Origin of the sequence: Vibrio sp. V31_P5A7T61 (genome assembly GCF_009904895.1) — a bacterium.
GTDB lineage: Bacteria > Pseudomonadota > Gammaproteobacteria > Enterobacterales > Vibrionaceae > Vibrio > Vibrio metschnikovii.
Genome location: NZ_WXWI01000036.1, coordinates 45,602 through 69,242 on the forward strand (window position 1 = coordinate 45,602; position 23,641 = coordinate 69,242).

Annotated in this window: 17 protein-coding genes; 6 read left to right on the plus strand and 11 right to left on the minus strand. The window is 45.6% G+C overall.

Going from position 1 to position 23,641, the window contains the following annotated elements:
• Window positions 1–41: 41 nt before the first annotated feature.
• From CAG58_RS09415 to CAG58_RS09435, 5 genes are all read right to left on the minus strand, one after another.
• Window positions 42–1,943 carry an FUSC family protein gene (locus tag CAG58_RS09415; protein WP_161425510.1) on the minus strand — a complete coding sequence of 634 codons (1,902 nt, stop codon included), beginning with the start codon at window positions 1,941–1,943 and terminating at the stop codon, window positions 42–44.
• A complete protein-coding gene (gene mdtN, locus CAG58_RS09420; RefSeq protein WP_161425511.1) occupies window positions 1,924–2,991 on the minus strand; it encodes a multidrug transporter subunit MdtN in 1,068 nt (355 codons plus the stop codon). The genes CAG58_RS09415 and mdtN overlap by 20 nt, the downstream gene beginning before the upstream one ends.
• A gap of 2 nt (window positions 2,992–2,993) precedes the next feature.
• Window positions 2,994–3,245 carry a YtcA family lipoprotein gene (locus CAG58_RS17160; protein WP_161425512.1) on the minus strand — a complete coding sequence of 84 codons (252 nt, stop codon included), beginning with the start codon at window positions 3,243–3,245 and terminating at the stop codon, window positions 2,994–2,996.
• Complete coding sequence (locus CAG58_RS09430; protein ID WP_202597946.1) at window positions 3,209–4,372, minus strand: linear amide C-N hydrolase; 1,164 nt, start codon at window positions 4,370–4,372, stop codon at window positions 3,209–3,211. The genes CAG58_RS17160 and CAG58_RS09430 overlap by 37 nt, the downstream gene beginning before the upstream one ends.
• A gap of 378 nt (window positions 4,373–4,750) precedes the next feature.
• On the minus strand, window positions 4,751–7,546 hold the full coding sequence (locus tag CAG58_RS09435; protein WP_161425000.1) for a M16 family metallopeptidase: 2,796 nt from the start codon (window positions 7,544–7,546) through the stop codon (window positions 4,751–4,753).
• Between the two features lie 242 nt (window positions 7,547–7,788).
• Here CAG58_RS09435 and CAG58_RS09440 point away from each other — a divergent pair, with 242 nt between their 5' ends.
• Together CAG58_RS09440 and CAG58_RS09445 are read left to right on the plus strand one after the other, a co-directional pair.
• Window positions 7,789–9,108, plus strand: a complete 1,320-nt coding sequence (locus CAG58_RS09440) for a metal-dependent hydrolase family protein (RefSeq protein WP_161425001.1) — start codon at window positions 7,789–7,791, stop codon at window positions 9,106–9,108.
• Window positions 9,109–9,224: 116 nt separating this feature from the next.
• Entirely contained in the window at window positions 9,225–9,713 is a 489-nt protein-coding gene (locus CAG58_RS09445) for a TIGR00645 family protein (RefSeq protein ID WP_004397492.1), read from the plus strand.
• An 81-nt stretch (window positions 9,714–9,794) separates the two neighbouring features.
• On the opposite strand, the gene murP is transcribed toward CAG58_RS09445, so the two are convergent.
• Together murP and murQ are read right to left on the minus strand one after the other, a co-directional pair.
• Window positions 9,795–11,243 carry a PTS N-acetylmuramic acid transporter subunit IIBC gene (gene murP, locus CAG58_RS09450; RefSeq protein WP_161425002.1) on the minus strand — a complete coding sequence of 483 codons (1,449 nt, stop codon included), beginning with the start codon at window positions 11,241–11,243 and terminating at the stop codon, window positions 9,795–9,797.
• A gap of 24 nt (window positions 11,244–11,267) precedes the next feature.
• Entirely contained in the window at window positions 11,268–12,170 is a 903-nt protein-coding gene (gene murQ, locus CAG58_RS09455; RefSeq protein WP_161425003.1) for an N-acetylmuramic acid 6-phosphate etherase, read from the minus strand.
• 292 nt (window positions 12,171–12,462) lie between these two features.
• Between murQ and CAG58_RS09460 the strand changes: the two genes are divergently transcribed.
• Window positions 12,463–13,311: a MurR/RpiR family transcriptional regulator gene (locus tag CAG58_RS09460; protein WP_154169571.1), complete on the plus strand. Its 849-nt coding sequence runs from the start codon at window positions 12,463–12,465 to the stop codon at window positions 13,309–13,311.
• Window positions 13,312–13,320: 9 nt separating this feature from the next.
• Here the strand turns inward: CAG58_RS09460 and CAG58_RS09465 are convergent, their stop codons facing one another.
• Window positions 13,321–13,635 (minus strand): DUF3630 family protein, encoded by a 315-nt coding sequence (locus CAG58_RS09465; protein WP_161425004.1) that lies wholly within the window; start codon window positions 13,633–13,635, stop codon window positions 13,321–13,323.
• Entirely contained in the window at window positions 13,628–15,463 is a 1,836-nt protein-coding gene (recQ, locus tag CAG58_RS09470) for an ATP-dependent DNA helicase RecQ (RefSeq protein ID WP_161425005.1), read from the minus strand. Before recQ ends, CAG58_RS09465 begins: the two co-directional genes overlap by 8 nt.
• Before the next feature lie 225 nt (window positions 15,464–15,688).
• Here recQ and rarD point away from each other — a divergent pair, with 225 nt between their 5' ends.
• On the plus strand, window positions 15,689–16,600 hold the full coding sequence (rarD, locus tag CAG58_RS09475) for an EamA family transporter RarD (protein WP_161425006.1): 912 nt from the start codon (window positions 15,689–15,691) through the stop codon (window positions 16,598–16,600).
• A gap of 28 nt (window positions 16,601–16,628) precedes the next feature.
• On the plus strand, window positions 16,629–17,291 hold the full coding sequence (locus CAG58_RS09480; RefSeq protein WP_161425007.1) for a LysE family translocator: 663 nt from the start codon (window positions 16,629–16,631) through the stop codon (window positions 17,289–17,291).
• Between the two features lie 679 nt (window positions 17,292–17,970).
• Here the strand turns inward: CAG58_RS09480 and uvrD are convergent.
• Window positions 17,971–20,145 (minus strand): DNA helicase II, encoded by a 2,175-nt coding sequence (gene uvrD / locus CAG58_RS09485; RefSeq protein ID WP_161425008.1) that lies wholly within the window; start codon window positions 20,143–20,145, stop codon window positions 17,971–17,973.
• Between the two features lie 164 nt (window positions 20,146–20,309).
• Window positions 20,310–22,352: an oligopeptidase A gene (gene prlC / locus CAG58_RS09490; RefSeq protein WP_154169584.1), complete on the minus strand. Its 2,043-nt coding sequence runs from the start codon at window positions 22,350–22,352 to the stop codon at window positions 20,310–20,312.
• A 433-nt stretch (window positions 22,353–22,785) separates the two neighbouring features.
• On the opposite strand from prlC, the gene CAG58_RS09495 reads away from it, so the two are divergent.
• Window positions 22,786–23,625, plus strand: coding sequence for a 23S rRNA (adenine(2030)-N(6))-methyltransferase RlmJ (locus CAG58_RS09495; protein ID WP_004397502.1), 840 nt, complete (start codon window positions 22,786–22,788; stop codon window positions 23,623–23,625).
• Window positions 23,626–23,641: the final 16 nt, after the last annotated feature.

The window sequence follows — 23,641 nt, forward strand, 5'->3', positions numbered from 1 at the left end:
AGAACAAACACGACATCGCAAATAATATCGACCGTTATTTATCATGCTGCCTCCATAACGTGATCCAGTGAATCAATAAATGATGCGGAAAGATCAGAACGCTCTTTCAATTCCATATTATAAGAACCGGGCTCTCCGGACTTATCTTGAAATCGTAGTGCAAGATCATCAAGTAAATCAGCAAGTGGTCCAAGGTCCGTTTCATCGCTCAACCAAATGGCTCTATTGAGCGATTCTATTTCATCCATCGCTTTTTTAAGAGCCGCTTCACGTTTTGGTGGCGGACGTAACCATTTTGGCTCAAACGGCAATAGACACAACGCTTCATCACATTTTCCGACTAACGATTCTACGGCAGCAGTATGCCCCAAAGCCTGTATGCGTTGATGGGAAGGTAACCTAGCCATCCGAGCCAACTCCGATAGAGCACGAGAAAATAATGTACGGACCTCGCCCTCTAAAGGCGCGGGCCAAAGACGAGAAAAAATCAGATAAACCACAACATTACCGAGCAATATACCAAAAATTCGACCTTGCGCGGTTTCCAAACTCAGATTCGGACCAAAACCCTGCAATACGGTGAGAAGAAAGGCGAGCGCTACCTGAACACCAGCATAAGAACTACGCTCTGGCCCAGTTGAAATCCAAGCGCTAATTAAGCAGCCTAAAAATATCAATACCATTAACGAAGCAATATCATCGATATAAGGTATCACCCAAAAGATAGAGGCAATGCCAAGTGATGCTCCTATCAAACACCCAACAATGCGCAGCGCCAACTTGTGTAAAGTCTCTCCTGTCGTTCCTAATGCTGCTACATAGCAAGTAATCATCGCCGTATGAATGCCTTGCCAATCGATAGCGGTATAGATAAGAAAACAAATCATCGCAGCTAAGGTCGTTTTGAACGCAAAACGAGTGTAGGCAGGATTAGTGAAAGCGTCTGGGGCAACAAATGCGGGCTTGCTTGTCGACACGATTTCAGGCTCACTCGCTCCCGCAAGTAAACGGAGCGCATCCCAGGCCTGCTTCTCTGCTTCTCCCATTTCAGTGTCAAGATCTTGAGTACGAGCAATTGAACATTGGGGAGCCTTCCCCTGAGCAAGTGAATCATCAATATCACGAATAGCATCCACTAGAGCGATCCGGCGATCAGCATCCATAGAGGCGGGTAAGGCGGAAACAGCAAGCATGAGTTTAAAACCTGCACGAATATCGGTAGCTATCTGTTGCGCGGCAGAAAGATTAACTAAACGAAGTGCTTTTACCGTAAGCGCTTGCGGCTCAAAGGCACTATTTCCTTCGCGTAGATATTGAAGTAACGCGGCTGAGTCACCGGTTTCTAATGCCTTAATAGTCACGGCCAATCGAGAGCGCAATTTATCCCGTAATAGCTGTACTGGTGAAAATCCGAGTAGAAAATTAAAGCCGATCATTAATATCATCGGCATAGCAGCCATTAACCAAGCTTCACGCAGTGCAAAGCTCGCCGCTTCGCCAAACGGTGCCTTAACGATCAAAGTAAGTAAAAAAGCAATGATCAACGCCGCTACGCTACCTTGCTCCCCTAGCTGTGTTGCCGCGCCAAGATAAACCAGCAAAACAGAAGTGACGACAATAGCCGCCATGATATGCATCGTCGAACCATTCGTTAGGTTGATAAGCCAAACCAAAAATGCAATAAGTCCGGGCAATAAGATGAGAAAGCCAAAACCCGTGACAATATTGACTACCGCATCAGGCTTCATTAGAAAGATGACTAGGTAGCAGCTGATCGCAGCTTCAGGGATCTGAAACATCATACCGACCGCGGTTACCAAAGCGCATAACAGTGCAATTCGCCAAGCTAAACCCGCTCGCCCTGGCGCTGACTGTAAATCCTCCAGAGATTGAGACCATAAATACGACATCAACTCGCGAGTATTACTCTTTTGAACGGTCATCACAATTTTCGCTATGCTTGACTACCGCAACCGCTGAAGCCCCTACACGCATCAAAGATGCTGGAGGATTATCGATAATGATTCGTACAGGAAAGCGTTGAACAATCCGTACCCAATTTAATGATTTGGGTACGTAAGGAACATTGCGAGGTAAATTGATCAGCTCTTCAGATATCACTCCCCAACCGATACTATCAACCCGACCGTAAACGGGAATAGAACGATCTGCCAGTATATAAACCTGTGCACAATTGCCCACAGCAATATGAGCCAGCTCTGTTTCGGGAAAAGTCGCCAAAGCGTACCATTTACGAGTATCAATGAGCGTAAACAGAGACTGCCCGGGAGCAACAATCTCTCCCGTTGAAACCGTGAGACCGACGACAAGACCTTCATGTGGGGCACGTACTTGAGTTGCCGCTAATTCATGCTCAGCAATCGCTAACGCTGCTTGCCGAGCACCAACCAATGCCTCTGACTCATCAAGACTGGTGATCAAGGCTTGAGCCGCAGCCTCTTGATGTATGGCTTGTTCGAGCGTGGTTTGAGCATCATCTCTAGCCGTTCTCGCGTCATCCACTTGCTGCACGGTAACGTACCCCTTAGCCACTAATGGTAATAGCCGGGCAAGTGCGCTCTCTGCAAGAGAGAGATTGGTACGAGCACGATGAACCTGTTCTGAAGCGATAGCAGCATTGGATGACTCAGCCGTAATTGTTCTACGCTGAGCATCACGCAATGCTTTAGCAAGCTGTAATTCTGATCTGGCTTTATTGACTATTATTTCATAGGGTTTGGGATCAATTTCAAATAACAACTGTCCCTCGTCGACACGCTGATTATCGGTTACAGCAATAGTGATTACTCGTCCTGCAACGATAGAAGCAACGTTAACAACATTTGCACTCAGTACCGCATCCTCAGAAAGAGCTTTATCTGCGCTGTGTTGAAAGTAATACCATCCCGATACAAGTGCGCCAAGTACAACCGCTATCGCCAAGGCAGTACCCACAACACTATATCGACGTGTATAAGCAGAGTTAGACATCACTAAACTCCAAAAACAGTGATCGCTAGCGTCAAAGTAATCATACTCGCAAGCGCGATATAAACGATCGTTCGTAACGGGATGCCTTCATCAACACCAAGTCGGATTAAGACAATACGTATTAATACCGTGCTAATTATCCCAATCATGGCGCATATAAGCCAAGACGGAAAATAAGCGCCATAAAAGGGTAACAAAGGGCTCACCGATATGCCCCTTATTGATGAGATAAGAGCGTTTGCGTTCCATCCCATGTTCCACCAGAGAACTGACTGAGAGGAACGACCATTGGACTTGATTGTTTGCGTAATGCTCCTAGGTCAAAAGTGACGTAATTTAAGCTTTCATATAAACGAACACTTAATCGCAGCCGTTTAAGATCAGATAACGAAGTCCAAGTCGAATATTCTGATGTGTACATACGGTGGCCAACCACTCCAGGAGCTACCTTATCTTGAAGAGCCTCGGTCATACGACTATCAATAGTGATACCTCGAGGTCGGTCGAAATTATTCATAATATGCGCCAAGGTCGTGACGGCTTCATCGGGTGTTTTCGCTTTTTCAGTAAACTGAGCATAATAAACCGCACGAACAAAGCGGCCTACCGATGTATTTGATGCTGGCAATCCTGCCGTTGCGATCCCTGAATCCGGTTGTTTAAACGTTACCCCGCCGAGTTTTATCTCTGATTGGTCGATATTACTTAAAAACGTGTAATTATTAAGATTAGTTAAGTGCCAAGTAAACTCAGGACCATTGGTCATAACACCTAAAGGATTTTCATAGATATGCTGTTTACCATTCGAAAACTCAATAACGATAGAGTGACCATTAGCATCGTGTAGAGTGTAGTGGAAAGGGGTTTTCAATAATCCCATGGGTAATAGAGCGGTGACCAATACAGGCTGTTTCTCTAACGCGGTCTTGACGTCATTCACCGTTTTAAATTGTGATAATGCCCAACTTCCTAAATCGATCGCAGATAACATTTTTTGAGTTTTGTCTGACATATCTTCTGGGCCTTCAGTACTTGCAAAAGCTAAGACACTGAAACTCAACCCTTGATCATTAATGCCCTCGACTACTTTAAGATCTTTAGTAATAGGATCTGGCATGGCAATCGATAAAAAAGCGTGTTTTGCTTCATAATTTAAAGAGGCATGCTTATCGGCATGGGAAGAAAATCTCGAGCCTTGGGGAAAGAAAGCGACCTTATAATCTAGCTGGACCGGTAATTCCATGGTCCTACCCGCATAAGGCGCACCGTTGGCATCAGTATACAAAAGTGACGTACAAGCTTGGCTAATTGCTGGAAGCATAAACGTTGCCGCAAGTACTGTTGAAATGAGTGTTCGTTTGAGTGTAGATGATGCGTGCATGACAGCTCCTTGAAATAATTCTGTACCAAGTCACATGAATCCCCATTTAATAGGAGGTGTATCGACAAAGTATTCGTAAAAAAAATATAGTTCAATCAATGGCTTTGTCAATGAATTCACCTCTCTCATTAGTTCATCTCAAAAAATAGAGTTTTTCCGCACCATCAATGTTGTAAATTCATTGCTAATCATCAGTTTTTACTGACAACTAAATAACGATAAAAAATAAATACATTTAAAAAGGAGATGGATTGTTTTAAAAATGTATTTAAAAATCGTGATCCTCGTGCTTGAAAAAAAATGCCACCCGAATTAAACGAGTAGCATTCTTATATTTACAAAGTCAGTTGGCTTTCTTTGCAACCAATATTCAGTAAATTAATCCACGGACTCGCCAAACGAGGTAATCACTTTTAAGCACTTGTCTTTACTTAAATAGCGTTGGGCACTTGTTTGTACTGACTGAATATCAGCGGCGGCAATATGATCATAAATTTGCTGCACGCGCTGATAATACTCTGGTTGAGTTCGGCCCATTGCCGTAGCCTCTAACCAAAATCCATTGCTATTACTGACATGAGCGATGGATTGTAATAAAGGCTGCTTAGCTCTCGCCAATAAATCAGCGTCTATTCGCTGCCCTGAACCCAGTTGCTCGATGAGCGTGTCAACTTTACCTTCAATAGACAATACATGCTGTCTATCAACCAGCGCAAATAAGCCGATATAACCTAACTCTGACGGTTCTTTCGCACTAGAATGGAAAGTATAAGGTGAATAACTCATCCCCGCTTGTACTCGTAGCTCTTCAGTGATCAGCAGTTGCAAAACGCGATCTAATAACAAGATTTTCGCCGCTTGCTCAACGGAGTAACTATCAAGATTAGGCCAAATCCAAGCCAGAGCTGTTGAATCAACCGCTCCTTGATGGCTCAACTGGCGGCTCGCTGGTAACTCAGGCAGGCGAGCTACGACTGGACGCTTGGTGATTGGCAACGGATGACGCTCTATCGCACCCAATGTTTCGGCTACCGCTTGAATCGCCTGAGATTCATCAATATCGCCGACAATCGTGACCTCAAGTAAGCCACGATCGACGGCCGATGCGAGCACGAGGGCGATTTCAGAAAAATCTCGCTTCAATAGCTCTTGATCGCGGCCAAGGGCGTAGTTTATGTCCTCTGGATGTAATAGCTCAGCGAATCGCTGCCAAAATAACGTTTCAGCGTTGGTATGGCGGCTAAATGCATGCTCTCGCACTTGTTGCCGAAACTGGTGTAACGCTTCAGGTCTAAACCCTGGCGCAATCAAAAAAGCGGTATGTAACCCTAGCTGCGCTCTTAATCGCTCGGTTCGCACAGAGACGGCATCATTAAACCCTTGCTCCGATAGTTTCCATCCCACAGCTAAACCTTGCCCTGCTAATATTTGTCCCAGCTCAGCATAACTATGCTCAGCTAATCCTCCAAGAACAAAGCTACGTTGAAATAACGTGGTTAGCCCTTCGCTTTTAGGCAGGGCTACATCACCAAAACCGACTTTGAGCTGCACTATCGCTTGTCCCAATTCAAATTGAGTGGGTCTCAAACTAAGTCGTACGCCATTAGCAAAAACCAGTTGGCGGATTCCTGCCTGTTCATCACGCTTATCGGCAATGAATTTTCCCGGCTTACCGAAATTTGCATAAGCAAACGGAGTCAATTTTTGCTCTTGATGAGCGCTAATCGGCTGCTGCTGGCTTTGCTGATAGACGCTCAGAAGCTGCTTTGCCACCTGTTCTTCTGGTTGAGAGTGAGTCAGATAAATCCATGGTTCCCCTTGCCAACGCTGCTTCAGGGCTTCATGCAGTGCTGATGCAGTCAAACTAGGCTTCAATCGTTGAAACAACGCCCATTCCTGCTTGGGATCTAAAAAATATAAGCCGCGAGCGTTAAAATCGACCAATTGCTCAGCTAAACCAAAGCTATTCACACTTAGTGGTTGAGCTAGATCATGCTGTATATCTTGTTCGATCAAGTCTAATGCTCGATTAACTTCTTGTTCAGTAAAACCACCCACCAAAGCTTGACGCATGGTCTGCTCTAGCAGGGTAAGGCTTTCTCGCCATTGTTGAGGTGCTGAATTGAGTGATAATTGAAAACGTAAGCCATGTTTAAACTCTTCAAATAAGGCCACATTGACTCGACGCCCCATATCCTCCTCTGGCAGATGGGCGGTTAAGCGGCGATACAACAGATGACGAATTAGCCAGTCGTTAAGCATTCTATGCCGTCTTGCGATACCATCAACAAGTACATCTTGAGGCTGTAACATACCCAAAGTCACCGTCGTCGGTAAACGTGGGTCAAAAAAGCTATCCGCTCTAAGCTCTTGCTGGACTGTCAAGGTTGGCAGTGGATCATCACTAACTAAAACCGCCTGTGGATGTGGTTGCCAGTTGGCAAAACGTTGCTGAATCTGACGCTCTGTGGCGGCAATATCAATATCACCGATAACAATTATGGTCGTGCGCTCTGGTGTATAAAAGCGCTGATAGAGATCACGTAATTGTGCTACTGTCGCTTGAATAACTACGCTTTCCAAGCCGATTGGCAGACGACTCGCCAATGGGCTGTCTGGGTACAAAAATGCTTGCTGATATTGATAATCATCTAGCTCCATCGATTGTTTTTCGCGTATTTCCGCCATTACGATCGGCTTTTCTTGTGCTAGAGCTTCGGGTGTTAAAGTCAGTTGATCACCAATCTCACGCATTAACATCAGCCCAGTTGTAAGCTTATCTTGAGTGCCTTCCGTGATATTAAATTGATACACCGTTTGATGATACTCAGTAATTGCATTGGTATCCGAACCAAAACTAAGACCAAGCTTTTCTAGCTGAGCAATCATATCCCCTTGTGGAACGGATCGAGAGCCCTTAAACGCCATATGCTCTAATAGATGCATCAATCCCTGCTGCTGTTCAGACTCCACCAGCGAGCCACCGGCAATTTGCATGCGCATGATGATGGCTTTTTCTGGGTATGGATTAACCATCAACTGATAAGTTAAGCCATTAGCTAAACGACCTTGGTGGATTCGTGGATCAGGGGTTAATTCATTGGCAACCGAGTGTAGAGACATGATGATGTAGCAAGCGCCAAAGAATGGCATTAACCGAGTAAAGAGAGACAAGAGACAACCTCGAATAACATCAGTAAAAAAGAATCGTTATTATTCATGTTTTATCTCGCTTTAGAATGGTTACATACAAAAGCATACAAAAACATCAAGCAACTCAACGAGTAAACCGCTGAGGTTTATTCAACAAAGTTGGCATTTTTGCTCTTAAAATCGGATAGTTTCGCCAAATATCGCTACACTTTTATCTGTTTGTGCACCAAGGTGTCATGCCGCTAGTTGATTGGAGTGATAAAATGAATAAACCGCTTTGGCTACTGCTAGGTGTAAGCCTAATCGCTTGGCCTACTTTTGCCGCCCAGTATGTATTTAAAAATGTGCAAGTATTTGATGGACGACAAGCAACACTCAGCGCAGCAAAAAATGTCTATGTGCAAGATAACCTGATCAGCAAAATCGAAGATTACCAAGCTCTTAACATCACTGACTCCAATACTATAGTGATTGATGGGCAAGGCAAAACCTTAATGCCGGGATTGATTGATGCTCATACTCATTTAATGCTCGCCGCCCTGCCTCAACAAACCTTAATGCTTGCTGATCAAGGTTTTATTAATATTGTTGCCGCTAAAACCGCTGCCGATATGCTGCAACGGGGTTATACCAGTGTGCGCGATTTGGGTGGGCCAGTATTCGGCTTAAAAATGGCGATCGATAAGCAGATCACCACCGGACCTCGTATTTGGCCAGCCGGGGCTTTCATCTCTCAAACTGGCGGCCACGGTGATTTTCGTCTACCCAATGAGTTAATAACCCCTGATAGTAAAAAACAGACCATCTCTGTTAGGACAGGCACTTCAGCGATTGCTGATAGTCCGGACGAAGTTCGCCAGCATGTACGAGAGCAGTTAGCCCTCGGGGCATCGCAGATTAAACTCATGGCAGGTGGTGGCGTCTCATCATTTTATGACCCGCTTGATGTGACTCAATACAGCCTGGCAGAAATTCGCGCCGCGACGGAAGCGGCAGAAAATTGGGGCACCTATGTGACGGTGCACGCTTATACTCCTCGCTCGATTAATCAAGCGATTGATGGTGGGGTTAAATCGATTGAACACGGTCAATTGATTGATGAAAAAACCGCAAAACGAATGGCCAAAGAAGGCATTTGGTGGAGCTTACAACCGTTTACTTCTGAGCGAAAATCCAGCTTTGCCGAAGGCTCGCCGCAACGTCTGAAACAAAAAATGGTCGAACAAGGCACAGACAGGGCCTATCGTTTAGCGAAAAAACATCAAGTAAAAGTCGCATGGGGAACCGACATTTTGTTCAGTGCGGAAAAACTCAAAGGGCAAACGCAACTGTTGAGTATTATGACTCGCTGGTACACCCCTGCTGAAGTACTGAAAATGGCTACCTACGACAATGCGCAGCTACTGATGCTCTCAGGAGAGCGTGCGCCTTATCAAGGTAAGTTAGGGGTTATTGAGGCCGGAGCTTTGGCCGATCTGCTGATCGTCAATGGCAATCCGCTACAAGATTTAACCATTTTAGAAGCAACGGATAACCTACAACTGATCATGAAAGACGGTCGCATTTATAAAAATACGCTCTAATCAATACGTCTGCTGAGGGGATCTTATCCCCTCAATTTTCACTACACCTTAAGTATAAAAACAAAGTAATATCAGCCTCATTCTGCCCTATTGGGCTTTGTTGATGGTTACTTTAAATGGAACGTATTATCGAAAAACTGCTGTACTCTGCTCGCTGGATCATGGCACCTATTTATCTCGGTTTGAGTTTTATCCTCCTCGCCTTAGGGATTAAATTTTTTCAAGAAGTGATTCACCTACTCCCAAATATCTTTGCTATTCAAGAAGCTGACCTGATTCTAATCGCGTTATCATTGATTGATATCACCTTAGTTGGCGGGCTGATTGTGATGGTGATGTTTTCTGGCTATGAGAATTTTGTTTCTAAAATCGACGTTGAGGAACATAACGATAAATTGGGCTGGTTGGGTAAACTCGATGCCGGTTCACTGAAAAATAAAGTTGCTGCTTCGATTGTCGCGATCTCTTCAATTCATTTGCTGAAAGTGTTTATGAATACCGAAAATATCGCCAATGAGAAAATACAATGGTATTTGATGCTTCACATTACCTTTGTCATCTCTGCTTTTATGATGGGTTATTTAGATAAAATCACCAAAAAATAATCCGCCGCTAGAGCCAAACATAAAAAAGCCCTGAACCTATCGGATCAGGGCAAAATCATTCACCAATAGGGGGAAGGTGAACTAACTTAAGTCAACATCTTTGCAGCCAAACCAAAGCGTTGCAAAAAAACCAACCACATAAGAAATGAGTAGACCGCAGATAAATACCAACATCCCTGGGAAAATACCCTGCGCTGATGTCATTAACGGAATCGCGACAATACCCGATGGCCCAAATACCGTATTCAGTCCGACAGGTAAGCCAAGATAAGAGACTAAACCAATAAAGAAACCACCAGCCGCACCGCCAATACATGCCGTGACAAACGGTTTCACTCTGGGTAGGGTGACGCCATAAATCAGCGGCTCACCAATGCCTAAAATACCCGGAATGATCGCGCCCTTCACTTGAGTACGCAGCACGGCATCTTTTTGGGCTTTAAAGTACAATGCTAGCGACGCGCCAACTTGGCCGCCTCCAGCCATCGCCAAAATAGGAAACAGCGAGTTAAAACCCTGCACATCCATCAAAGCAAAGTAGACCGGAACAAACCCTTGATGAATGCCAAATACTACCGAAATCAAAAATAAACCGGAGAGCAACGCAGCCCCTAGTGGATTATCATTCAGGTTGAGAAATAACCATGACATGCCTTTAAATAACTCACCACCAATCGGCATTATCACCAAAAAAGTCACCGCCCCCATGATCAATAACGTGACGCAAGAGGTTAAGATCATATCTAAATCATCAGGCATGTATTGGCGAACTTTTCTTTCGACCTGAGCACCCAAAATCGCCGCTAACAGTACGCCGATAATATTGCCTCGAGGGTCAATCGCAAAACCGAAAAATTCACTCATGCCAGAATAAACGCCCGTTGTCGCATCTGGGTTATAACCCAGCACAAACAAGGAAGCTAAAATAGCGCCATTGACCCCAGAACCGCCAAATGCCTGCTGCGCGTTATACCCAATTAAGATGCTCAGAAAGGCGAATAATCCCTTGCCAAACACCTTCATATAGGCGATCAGATCCAGCGTAAATTGACTTGGCGATTGACCAAGGACTAGCATCTGCTCTAATAAAGTGGCAAAACCAAGTAATAAACCAGCGGCAATAAAGCCCGGAATTAATGGCGTAAAAATGGTCGCAAACTTACTGAGGAAACGCTGCACGGCACTGGTTTGTTTACTCTTCATCTGCTGTTTTTGCGCCGCAGCAATTGTCGATAAATCCGGCGTATCTGACGTTGATGTAGCGGTAAGCCCAAGATTGGCGATCATCTCATTCATCATTTCAGCCGCAGTTTGCGCTTTACCAGGACCGAGAATAATCTGCAGTTGTTGATCGCTTTCTACCACCCCCATAACCCCAGCAATGGCTTTAATCCCAGCTTGATCGGCGAGGAGGTTATCATTCAATGTTAAGCGTAAGCGGGTCATACAGTTACCACACTTACTAATGTTATCACTGCCGCCGACCGCGCGAAGCAGTTGAGCTATCATGCTCGATGTTATTTTAGCCATTTACCTTACCTCAACACGATTGGATTATTGATCGTTCAGTGCCGCACGAATAAAGCCATGATGCTTTGCCAACCGCTCCGCGGCTTGCTGTGCATTGAGATCGGCAAGAATCATCAAAATCGCCGTTTTACAATGTCGCTGACAGGCCGCGAGCGCTTGTTCCGCTTGATCTGTACTGCAGCCCGTTGCTTCACGAACAATGTGCGTTTGACGCTGAATAAGCTTGGCATTGGTGGCTTCAACATCGACCATTAAATTGCCAAAGACCTTACCGCTGCGAATCATCGCTCCTGTGGTTAACATATTGAGAATCAGCTTCTGCGCCGTGCCTGCCTTCATTCTTGAAGAGCCAGTGACAATTTCAGGGCCAACCACGGGCGTAATAGCAATATCCGCGGCTTGTTCCATTAAACAATTAGGGTTGCAGGCCAGAGAGATCACCATCGCACCAACGGATTTAGCGTAAGCCATGCCGCCCAGTACATACGGCGTTCGGCCACTAGCGGCGATGCCCACTAAAACATCTTGTTTACCAAAGTGAAAACGCTGCAGATCTTGCTCACCAAGTTCTACATTATCTTCTGCATTTTCCACCGCTTTTAAAATCGCTTGATGACCACCAGCAATCAGGCCAATCACCAAGTCGGGTGAGGTACCATAAGTGGGAGGACATTCGCTAGCATCCAGAATGCCCAATCGACCAGAGGTTCCCGCTCCCATGTAGAACAAACGCCCCCCAGATTGCAGGGCAAAAGTAATCACATCGACCGCTTGCGCCACTTGAGGCAAGGTTTTTTCAACCGCTAAAGCGACTTTCTTATCCTCCTGATTGATGATTTGTAACATCTCAAACGTGGATAAGGTATCAATCGCCGCACTCGCTGGATTACGACTCTCCGTTACCCATTGGGTTAAATCTATTTTCATGCACAAGCCTATATGTCTAATAACAACTGGTGGCGATTCTATAGAATAAAAAATTCCAATCGAGTGATAAGGATCACAGCTATGGTTATTCATTGACCAGCTAAAGCATGGAATAATCGCTAAAAATAAAGCCAGACAAACCCAAAGATACGCCAAGTCACTGAATACTATTCACCGTCAAAGCAGATTTAATTCCCAGAAAGGAATAAAAAATTCCAAAAACTGCACCATAAATCGTCTTTTAAATTGCAGATTCGTGGTAAAACCGCTTTTAGCATATGGAGAAATCATCATGTCTATAGTTAATCGAATGATCAGTCGACGTACTCAGCTCTCAGCAAATGAGTTAAAAATTGCCGACTGGATCCTTGCTCATCCTCAGCAAGCGGCCTTAATGACCAGTTTACAATTGGCCGATCAAGTGAGTGCCAGCCAATCCAGTATCATTAAGTTTGCTCAAAAAATGGGCTTTAAAGGTTACAGTGCTTTTAAGCTATTGCTGGTAGAAGAACTCAGCCGCAAACAAGCGCTCGAATCAACGCCTGTACAGCACAATATTTTTATTAATGATCCACTGGCGGTGATTGCACAAAAGTTAGTCCAAGCAAAAACGGATGCCATGTTTCATACCACTAACGCGCTCTGTTTTGAACAATTTCACCATGCGGTGAATTGGATTAATCAAGCGCATCGAGTGCAAATCGTCGGCATTGGCGGGTCGGCACTGACCGGGAAGGATTTAGCTTTCAAGCTATTGAAATTAGGCATTACCGCACTCGCTGAGCAAGACAGTCACGTACAAATTGCTACCGCGCGAACGCTCACGCCTCAAGATGTCCAAATCGCGATTTCTTTTTCTGGGGATAGAAAAGAAGTCTTTATTGCCGCCGAAGCGGCCAAGCAACAAGGGGCCAAAGTGATTGCTCTGACCGCACCAAAGAAAAGTAAACTGCGTCAGCTGGCGGATATCGCTTTAGATACCATCGCCGATGAAACGCAACATCGCAGCTCGTCTATCGCTTCTCGTACTGCGCAAAATGTCTTAACCGATTTACTGTTTATCAGTTTGGTTCAGCGGCGAGAAGATTCAGCGCGACAATTGATAGAGACCATTTCGTCGGACATTCGGCAAATTTTATAAGCCGAAGACTCAATCAGCGGCGGATGGGTGACCAGAGAGTAACTGGGCGATAAAGGCCAGCTCTTCTCGACCTTGCTCATCACTCAATGTTTCAAGCCAAATACTGGCGCTGTAATGTTCGGCTTTGAGTAGTAGCTGACAACCTTCAAAATCTATTAGCCAAGTATGCAAATCGGCATCAAGCTGCTTATCGATAAGCGAAGCGGATAACCACTGCAGAAAATGCTCGCCAAGAGCGGGGAAACTATCCATATCCCATTCTGGCGTGCTCAGGATAAGTCGCCCCTGATCGGCGAGATAATCTTGTAAAGCGAACTCAGCCATGACCGGTTAAATGCTCCTGAATGACATCCAAAAATGGATCGGCGTATTTCTCTAATTTGCGTTGACCAACACCGTTAACAGCCAACATCTCACCATACGAGGTCGGTAAAATATCCGCCATATCAATTAGAGTCGCATCACTAAAGACCACATACGGTGGTAAGCCTTCTTCATCGGCCAGCGATTTACGCAGTTTGCGTAATTTCGCAAACAGTTTTTTGTCGTAGTTTTTATTCGACAATTTATCCGATTTCACCGCCCGCGCTGCGGTATCTAAACGTGGCACGGCTAATTCAACCGCTTTGTCGCCACGCAGAATCGGCCGGGCCTCTTCAGTCAACTGCAAGGTGGAATTGCGAGTAATATTTTGCTGTAGCAAGCCCTTATGAATCAACTGACGGAAAATGCTCACCCAGTAATCATGGCTGTGATCGCGCCCTAAACCATAGGTAGAGAGTTTATCGTGACCATTTTCACGAATCCGGATATTTTGCATCCCACGCAGCACTTCCACCACGTAACCAATTCCAAAACTCTGCTGAACACGATAAACACAAGACAGCGCTTTGCGCACTTGCTCCGTGGCATCAAAACGTTTCGGTGGGTCAAGGCAGACATCACAGTTACCGCAAGGCGTGTCACGGTATTCGCCAAAGTAGTTGAGCAATACTTGTCGGCGGCAGGTTTGCGCCTCAGCAAAATGACTCATCGCCGTCAGTTTATGGCTTTCGACCTGCTTTTGAGGCCCCTCTTCCTTTTCATCTAGCATGCGGCGCAGCCAAACGATATCGGCAGGGTCGTAAAGCATGATCGCTTCAGCAGGCAAACCATCTCGTCCCGCACGTCCGGTTTCTTGATAGTAAGATTCAATATTGCGTGGAATATCAAAATGGACCACAAAACGCACATTGGACTTATTTATCCCCATCCCAAAGGCAACGGTAGCGACAACAATTTGCACGTCATCACGCTGAAACGCCTCTTGAACATAAGCACGCTCATCAACCTCCATCCCAGCATGATAACTGGCCGCTCGAATGCCGTTATTGCACAACTTTTCCGTCAGCATTTCGACTTTTTTACGACTGCCACAATAGATGATCCCACATTGGCCGCGTTGCGTTTCTAAATAACGGATCACTTGCGATACGGGTTTGTGCTTTTCGACTAGGGTGTAACGAATATTGGGTCGATCAAAGCTGCCCAAATAAGTGTGCGGGTTAGCCAATTGCAGGCGATGTAAAATATCAATGCGTGTCGCATCATCCGCCGTTGCCGTTAAGGCCATAAAGGGAACGTGAGGAAATATCTGTTTAAGCTGACCAAGTGAGGCGTACTCTCGGCGAAAATCATGCCCCCACTGAGAAATACAGTGCGCCTCATCCACGGCGATCATCGCTAATGGTAGCTGTTGTAAACGTTCGATAAAATCGGTCATTAACACTCGCTCTGGCGAGACATAGAGCAATTTTATCTGTCCACGATTAATTCGGTTGTAAATCGCAATCAGCGTCTCACGTGAGAGACTAGAGTTGACACACTCCGCGGCAACACCATTAGCTTTGAGCTGATCAACCTGATCTTTCATCAAAGAGATCAGCGGTGAAATCACCACCGTGAGCCCAGGCAAAACTAATGCGGGGATCTGGTAGCAAAGCGATTTACCGCCCCCTGTGGGCATAATCACCAAACTGTCTTGTCCAGCAATCGCCGCCTCTATCACCTCTTGCTGTCCAACCCGAAACGTCTGATAGCCAAACACCTCACGTAACACGTGCTGTGGCGATAAGTTAAGTTCCGGTTGTTCAACGAGTACAGTGGCGGTCATGCAAGCTCTCAATCATGAGTGGGGATGCTGATACTTCAAGCATCAGAACAGTCGGTTATTGTAGTGCCGTTTGCCGGTGAATAAAACCGCAAAGTAGTCGATGAATTCGATTTACAGGTTATACTCTCAGCGGTTAACCTTTAGTTACGTTTTTACGTATTAGTTAACACGCCCTGACCAGCATTTCTCCTCTTTATCCCTTGCGACTGCAGAGAATTCGACATCATGACATTAGAACAACAACAAGAAGCTAAAAAAGGCATTTTTTTAGCGATCAGTGCTTACACCATGTGGGGCGTAGCACCGATTTATTTTAAATTACTGGGCCACGTTTCTCCGCTAGAAATTCTCAGTCATCGGATTATTTGGTCTTTCTTCTTACTAGCAGGCTTACTTCACTTCAGTCACCAGTGGCGTCATGTAGTGGATATTTTCCAATCCAAAATCAAGCTCGGTTATTTATTAATCACCGCCCTCCTGATTGGTGGTAATTGGTTGATTTTTATTTGGGCGATTAATGCTAACCATATGCTCGATGCGAGCCTAGGCTATTATATTAACCCGATCCTGAATGTCTTTCTTGGCATGCTATTTTTAGGTGAGCGACTACGCAAATTACAATGGTTTGCCGTGCTACTGGCGATGATTGGCGTTGCCATTCAGTTGGTGGTATTTGGATCGCTGCCAGTGGTAGCGCTAGTGCTCGCCACTACATTTGGTTTATACGGTTTGCTGCGCAAAAAAGTCGGCGTGGGGGCGCAAAGTGGCCTATTTATCGAAACCTTATTTTTACTGCCTGTCGCCGCGTTATATCTGTTTATGCTGGCCGATACGCCAACCAGCCACCTATCGAACAATGACTGGTCATTGAATCTACTGCTGATCAGCGCAGGAATCATCACCACTTTACCTTTGCTCTGTTTCACTGGTGCGGCAACGCGCCTTAAGTTATCGACGCTCGGTTTCTTCCAATATATCGGCCCCAGCTTGATGTTCTTACTCGCCGTTTTGGTATACGGCGAAGCATTCAGCGCCGATAAAGCGATCACTTTCGTCTTTATTTGGGGCGCATTAATCGCCTTTAGTTATGATGGTTTAACTTATAAACGCTATACCACACGTATTGTTACCGAGTAAAATAATCATCTAAATTGAGCCAATAACCATGAATGAAATCAGCTTATTAATCACCTTAGCCAGTGTCCATTTCATTGCTTTGATGAGTCCGGGACCAGATATGGCGCTGGTGATTCAAAACGCCACTCGCTATGGTCGCCACACTGGGCTTTATATTGCCCTCGGGCTCTCCTGCGGCATCTTGCTTCACTCGTTATTAAGCTTAACGGGAGTCAGCTATCTTGTTCATCAACAGCCCTTGCTGTTTGCACTTGTCCAAGTCGCTGGTGGCAGTTACTTACTCTATCTGGGCAGCAATGCATTACGCCATACCATGCAACACTGGAAAGCAGACAGTGGGGTTATCTCCCAGCGCACAGAATTGCTACTGAATAATAAGCGACAAGCGTTTTCTCGTGGCTTAATTACCAATCTGTTTAATCCTAAGGCCTTGGTTTTTTTCATCAGTTTGATGTCAACGTTAGTGCCAGCCAGTATGTCACTACAAGGTAAAGGGATGGCGTTACTGATTCTATGGGCTATCTCACTGCTGTGGTTTGCCGCACTAGCGTGGATGCTGTCAACCGAGCGCTTGCAGCGTAAATTGCAACGAGCAAGCCGCTATATTGATTTATTGTGTGGGATTATTTTCAGCCTAATTGGCTTAATGATTCTCTCTCAAGCACTGATCGGCTTGTTTTATCAATCCTAATCGATCTTCGAGCTCAGCGAGCAAAGAGGAAGATTGGCTTGCCCTTTTGTAAGCGATCTCGCACAAATAAGTAAGCCAACATCGTTTTATCTCTAGAGTAACGCTACTAAAAAAACCATAACTAGCTGAATTTAAAAACTTTAAAACAAAATCTATAGCATGGGATTTATTGTGCATTTATTTTTAGTCTCTTGTTGAAGCCGCTTAAAAGCGTAATATGAGTGGTGTCGGAAGGATGCTGACACGGAACAGAAATTACTACGGACAGTAAACGTCAGGATGACGAGTGATGGTTAAGGATTAATCATCAGCAAGGACTGCACAGGGACATTGAAAGGATGCACTCGTTACTAGGATGGTAACGACAACGGAATGACAATGGACTCCTCTGGATGAGGCAAGGATTGAACATCAGGATGATGTCAAGGACACTGCTCAGGGAACAAGTAAGCGAACTAACAGGATGGTTAGTCGATCAGGATGATAAAGGACACCGCTAGGAAGGCGATGGACGGATTACGCTAAAGGATATGGCATACTATCAAGGAATTGATGCAGGGAGCACCGATTGAGTAGCTGGATTGCTGCAAGTAAGACCCTAACCCCGCAGGCTTTGCCCGCGGGGTTTTCTTTTATCGGTAATTAGCGTTACCCACTTGTTTGGTAACGCTGAAAAACGTTAGGCTTTTTCTAGTCGAGCATAAGCGGTGACCAGCCATTTAATGCCTTCACCATTAAACGCAACTTGCACTCTGCTCTGTGGGCCACTGCCTTCAAAGTTGATGATCGTACCTTCACCGAATTTCGGATGCCGCACTCGCGCCCCTAAACTAAAGCCCGTTTCATTAAAATTCTCTTTCACCGCGCTAGTGCTAAACCGGCCACTGCTAGTGGGTCTGCTGACTTGCGCTTTCATACGCACTTCATCTAAACACTGCTCAGGTAGTTCGCGAATAAAACGTGATGGCTTGTGGTACTTATCTTGGCCATACAAACGGCGAATTTCTGCATGGGTGATGTATAACTTTTGCATCGCTCGCGTCATGCCGACATAACACAGACGGCGCTCTTCTTCTAAACGCCCCGCTTCTTCAGCGGACATTTTGCTCGGGAACATACCTTCTTCGACGCCAACCATAAACACCAAAGGAAATTCGAGTCCTTTCGCGCTATGTAATGTCATCAATTGCACCGCATCATCAAACTCATCCGCTTGCCCTTCTCCAGCTTCCAGTGCCGCATGGGTTAAAAATGCGGTTAGCATGCTCATCTCATCGGCTTCTTCCGGTTTTTCAAACTGACGTGTGGCGGTGACCAATTCCTCCAAGTTTTCGATTCGCGCCTTAGATTTTTCGCCTTTCTCTTGTTCATACATGGCGTATAAACCTGACGTTTTGATCACGTGGTCCGTTTGTACGTAAAGAGGCATCTCAGCGCTATCATCTTCCAAGGCATTAATCAGCTCAACAAAGCGGCTCAAAGCTCCCGCAGCGCGCCCGGTTAGCACTTGCTCATTCAATAACGCGATACTGGCATCCCACAAAGTACAGCCGCGATCACGGGCGGCAAAACGAATGGTTTCCAGCGTTTTATCACCCAGACCTCGCACCGGAGTATTGATCACTCGTTCAAAAGCCGAATCATCATGACGATTCGCGATTAAACGTAAATAGCTCAGCGAATCTTTGATCTCTTGGCGTTCAAAAAAGCGCATCCCGCCATAGATACGATAAGGTAGACCAGCTTGAATTAACGCTTCTTCCAATACCCGTGACTGAGCGTTATTGCGATAAAGCATCGCACAATCATTGAGTAAACCGCCGTTATCTCGCCACTCTTTAATTTTGGTCACCGTAAAGCGGGCTTCATCCAAATCGTTATAAGCAGAGTACACCGAGATCCGTTCGCCTTCATTGCCATCGGTCCATAACTCTTTACCCATCCGCTCAGTGTTATTGGCAATTAAGGCATTCGAGGCTTGTAAAATGGTTTTGGTAGAACGGTAGTTTTGCTCAAGACGAATGGTGTTAACACTCGGAAATTCCAAGGTGAATTTTTCAATATTGGCGATATTCGCTCCGCGCCAGCCATAAATCGATTGATCGTCATCACCCACAATCATCACATGACATTCAGGTCCGGCTAACATGCGTAGCCAAGCGTACTGAATATTATTGGTATCTTGAAATTCGTCGACCAGAATATGTTTGAAACGCGCTTGATAGTGTTCGCGAATATGCTGTTTATCACGCAAAAGCTCGTGAGTACGCAATAAAATTTCGGCAAAATCGACCAGCCCCGCTCGGTCGCACGCTTCTTGATAAGCGCTGTACAACTGCAGATAGGTTTGCGTCACCGGATCGCGGTAGACATCAATATGTCGCGGACGTAATCCTTCGTCTTTTTTGCCATTGATCCACCAACAAACCTGTTTAGCGGGCCACTGTTTCTCATCAAGATTTTGCGCTTTGATTAAACGGCGTAATAAACGCAGTTGATCTTCAGAATCTAAGATTTGAAAATCTTCCGGCAAATTGGCATCTAAATAGTGAGCACGTAAAATACGATGACAAATGCCGTGGAAGGTACCATTCCACATACCCGATGCGCTGCCTTGCATTAGCTCTTCAATGCGTCCACGCATTTCTGCAGCGGCTTTATTGGTAAACGTCACCGACATGACCGAAAACGGCGACGCTTGTTCAACCGAGATTAGCCAAGCAATACGATGCACTAGTACCCGTGTTTTACCACTGCCCGCTCCTGCCAACACCAATAGATTTTCTAAAGGGGCGGCAACGGCTTCGCGCTGTTTATCGTTGAGACCATCGAGCAAAAGAGAGGGATCCATCATGGCTAATCTACTGTTTATTTATACATAATTTGTACGATTATACTCTTAAACGATGGGATAACCAAATGACGTCATAAGTCTCCGTTTCATCGTGATCGTCGAGTGATGGCATAGAAAAGGGCTGCATGTGCAGCCCTTCTAAGTGATGTTCACTTGACGTGTATTTAAGCGGGTATCCCAGCATGGCGCAGCATGGCGTCAATTTGTGGTTCACGACCACGAAAACGCTTGAATAGCTCCATAGGCTCTTCACTGCCGCCCATTTCAAGAATGTTTTCTAGGAAGCTTTGTCCGGTTTGAGTATTAAAAATGCCCTCTTCTTCAAAGCGTGAGAACGCATCGGCAGACAACACCTCAGCCCATAAATAGCTGTAGTAACCGGCGCTATAACCACCAGCAAAAATATGGCTAAAGCTGTGAGAGAAACGGTTCCACTCTAAGCTTGGTAATACTGAGATCTTTTTCTTCACCTCAGCTAAGGTTTCTAGCACTTTTGGCCCTACTTCTGGGTCGTAGGTGGTATGAAGCGTAAAGTCGAACAGACCGAATTCCAATTGACGCAGAATAAACATCGCCGATTGGAAGTTCTTCGCAGCGAGCATTTTATCCAGCATGGCTTTTGGCAGCGGTTCACCGGTTTGGTAATGACCTGAAATAAAGGTCAATGCCTCTTCTTCCCAGCACCAGTTTTCTAAAAATTGACTCGGTAACTCAACCGCATCCCAAGGCACACCATTGATACCAGACACTGAACCCACTTCAACTTGAGTCAGCATATGATGAATACCGTGACCAAATTCGTGGAATAAAGTCACCACTTCGTCATGAGTAAATAAGGCTGGTTTATCGCCGACTGGACGGTTGAAATTACAGGTTAAATAAGCCACTGGCGTTTGCAATTCACCATTTTGCGTCACACGACGGCCACGGCAATCGTCCATCCAAGCGCCGCCCCGTTTATGCTCACGAGCGTATAGATCAAGATAGAAGCTACCACGTAAGGTATGGTTGGAATCAAAAATATCAAAGAAACGTACCGAAGGATGCCAAGTATCCACCCCTGCACGCTCTTTAACCGACATACCGAACACACGGTGAAGCACTTCAAATAAGCCTTTGACTACCGTTGTTTCAGGGAAATAAGGACGCAATTCTTCATCGGAAATGTTAAACAAGTGCTGTTTTTGCTTCTCACTGTAGTAAGCCACATCCCATAATTGCAGCTCAGACACGCCATATTCTTGCTCAGCAAATTGGCGTAAGGCTTCTACTTCACGCTCGCCTTGAGGCTTGGCTTTAGCCGCCAAATCATTCAGGAAGCCCAACACTTGATCTGGGGTTTCCGCCATTTTGGTCGCTAATGATTTTTCACTGTAGGAGTTAAACCCTAACATCCGAGCAATTTCATGGCGTAGCTTGAGTTTCTCAGCGATGATTTCGCTGTTGTCCCATTGACCAGCGTTAGGGCCGCGATCCGATGCTCGCGTCACGTACGCTTCGTACAACTCTTGACGCAGAGCTTGGTTATCACAATAGGTCATCACAGGTAGATAAGAAGGCATCTCTAGAGTCAATAAATACCCTTCTAACCCTTTCGCTTCTGCGGCCGCTTTCGCTGCAGCAAGGGCCGATTCTGGCATACCCGCTAACTGCTCAACATCGGAGATCTGTTTACTCCAGCCCATGGTGGCGTCAAGGACATTATTGGAAAACTTTGAACCTAACTCGGACATGCGCTTACTGATCTCACCATAGCGTTTCTGCTCCGCGGCAGGTAAGCCAATCCCTGAAAGCTCAAAATCACGCAGGCCATCGTCGATGGTTTTTTGCTGAGCTCGAGTTAAGGTTGCAAACTCTGGACTGGCTTTAATGGCTTTATAGGCGTCAAACAGCCCTTTGTGTTGTCCAACCCAAGTGCTGTACTCAGACAGCAGAGGCAGACAGCTTTCATAAGCGTCACGTAGCTCATCACTATTAACAACGGAATTCATGTGACTAACAGGCGACCATACTCGGCTTAAGCGATCATCGACTTCTTCAATCGGCGCAATCACACTCGCCCATGAAGGTTGAGTGTTACCCTCAAGAACTTGGTTAATTTTAGTGCGGCAAGCTTCAATCACCTGTTCAACCGCAGGTTTTACATGCTCAGGTTTAATGGCAGAAAACGGCGGTAAGTCCGTGAACGTGAGAAGAGGGTTTGACATATAACATTCCTTTTGAGTTAAGACGTGTCGCTCTCCTTCCTATTTGGATTAGCAAAGTAAGAAGGTTCTTGTTATGAGAAAGTAAATCGGGGTGGTGAAGCGAAATTTCAATAGCGACTTAAGTATTATGACTTAAAATCACCACAAGATTGACGATCTTAAGCTAACTTTCACCCCACTGTCCCAAACGACTTGGAGTTACAAGTAAGCGGCCAGTGAATCAATCCCCCATGAGCATAGACAAACGATATGACTGAGGTGAATGAACGTCGCCAACACCGCAGCAGCTTTAAGTACGAAGGAGATATCATCAACTCACCTCGCTCAGACTGACGTATCACCAATCTGCACCTGAAACGCTTTTGAGTATATAATCAGGCGATATTATTTGATTCACTAGCCACACTCGCTCAGGGTGTTTTGAGAGCTCATTTTGCTAAGTTATCGTCACAGTTTTCATGCTGGCAACCACGCTGATGTATTAAAGCATATCGTACAAAGTCTTATTCTCAATGCGTTACAGCAAAAAGAGACGCCATTTGTTTATCACGATACTCATTCTGGCGTTGGGCGCTACGATTTAACCCACGAGTGGTCAGAAAAAACCGGAGAATACAAACAAGGGATTGGCCGATTATGGCAGCAGACAGACACTCCCGCGGCAATAGACAGTTATCTGGATGCGGTTAAAGCACTCAACCAAGGAGAGGAGCTACGCTATTACCCAGGTTCACCACGCATCGCTCGCGCTCACCTTCGTGCCCAAGACCGCATGGTACTCAGCGAACTGCATCCCAGTGATTACCCATTACTGGAGCAAGAATTTGCTCGTGATCGCCAAGTGGCGATTTACAAACAAGACGGCTTTGCACGCTTAAAAGCCAGCTTACCGCCAAAAGAACGCCGCGGTTTGGTGCTGATTGATCCGCCTTATGAGCTGGCCAAAGAGTATCGCGATGTAGTGCAAGCCATCGCGCAAAGCCATAAACGTTGGTCAACGGGCATTTATGCGATTTGGTATCCCGTGGTTAACCGCTGCGATATTGAGGATATGTTAGATGGGCTAGCTAACCTTGGCATTCGTAAAATATTACAAATTGAGCTTGGCGTAGCACCCGATACCAACCAACGCGGTATGACCGCGTCAGGGATGATTGTAATTAACCCGCCGTGGAAACTGGAGAGTGAAATGCAAACCATTCTGCCGTTTCTCAAGCAAGCCATCGCTCCGGCAACGGGTCATTTTAAAGTCGAATGGGTTGTTCCAGAATAAACTGACCCAATCTACT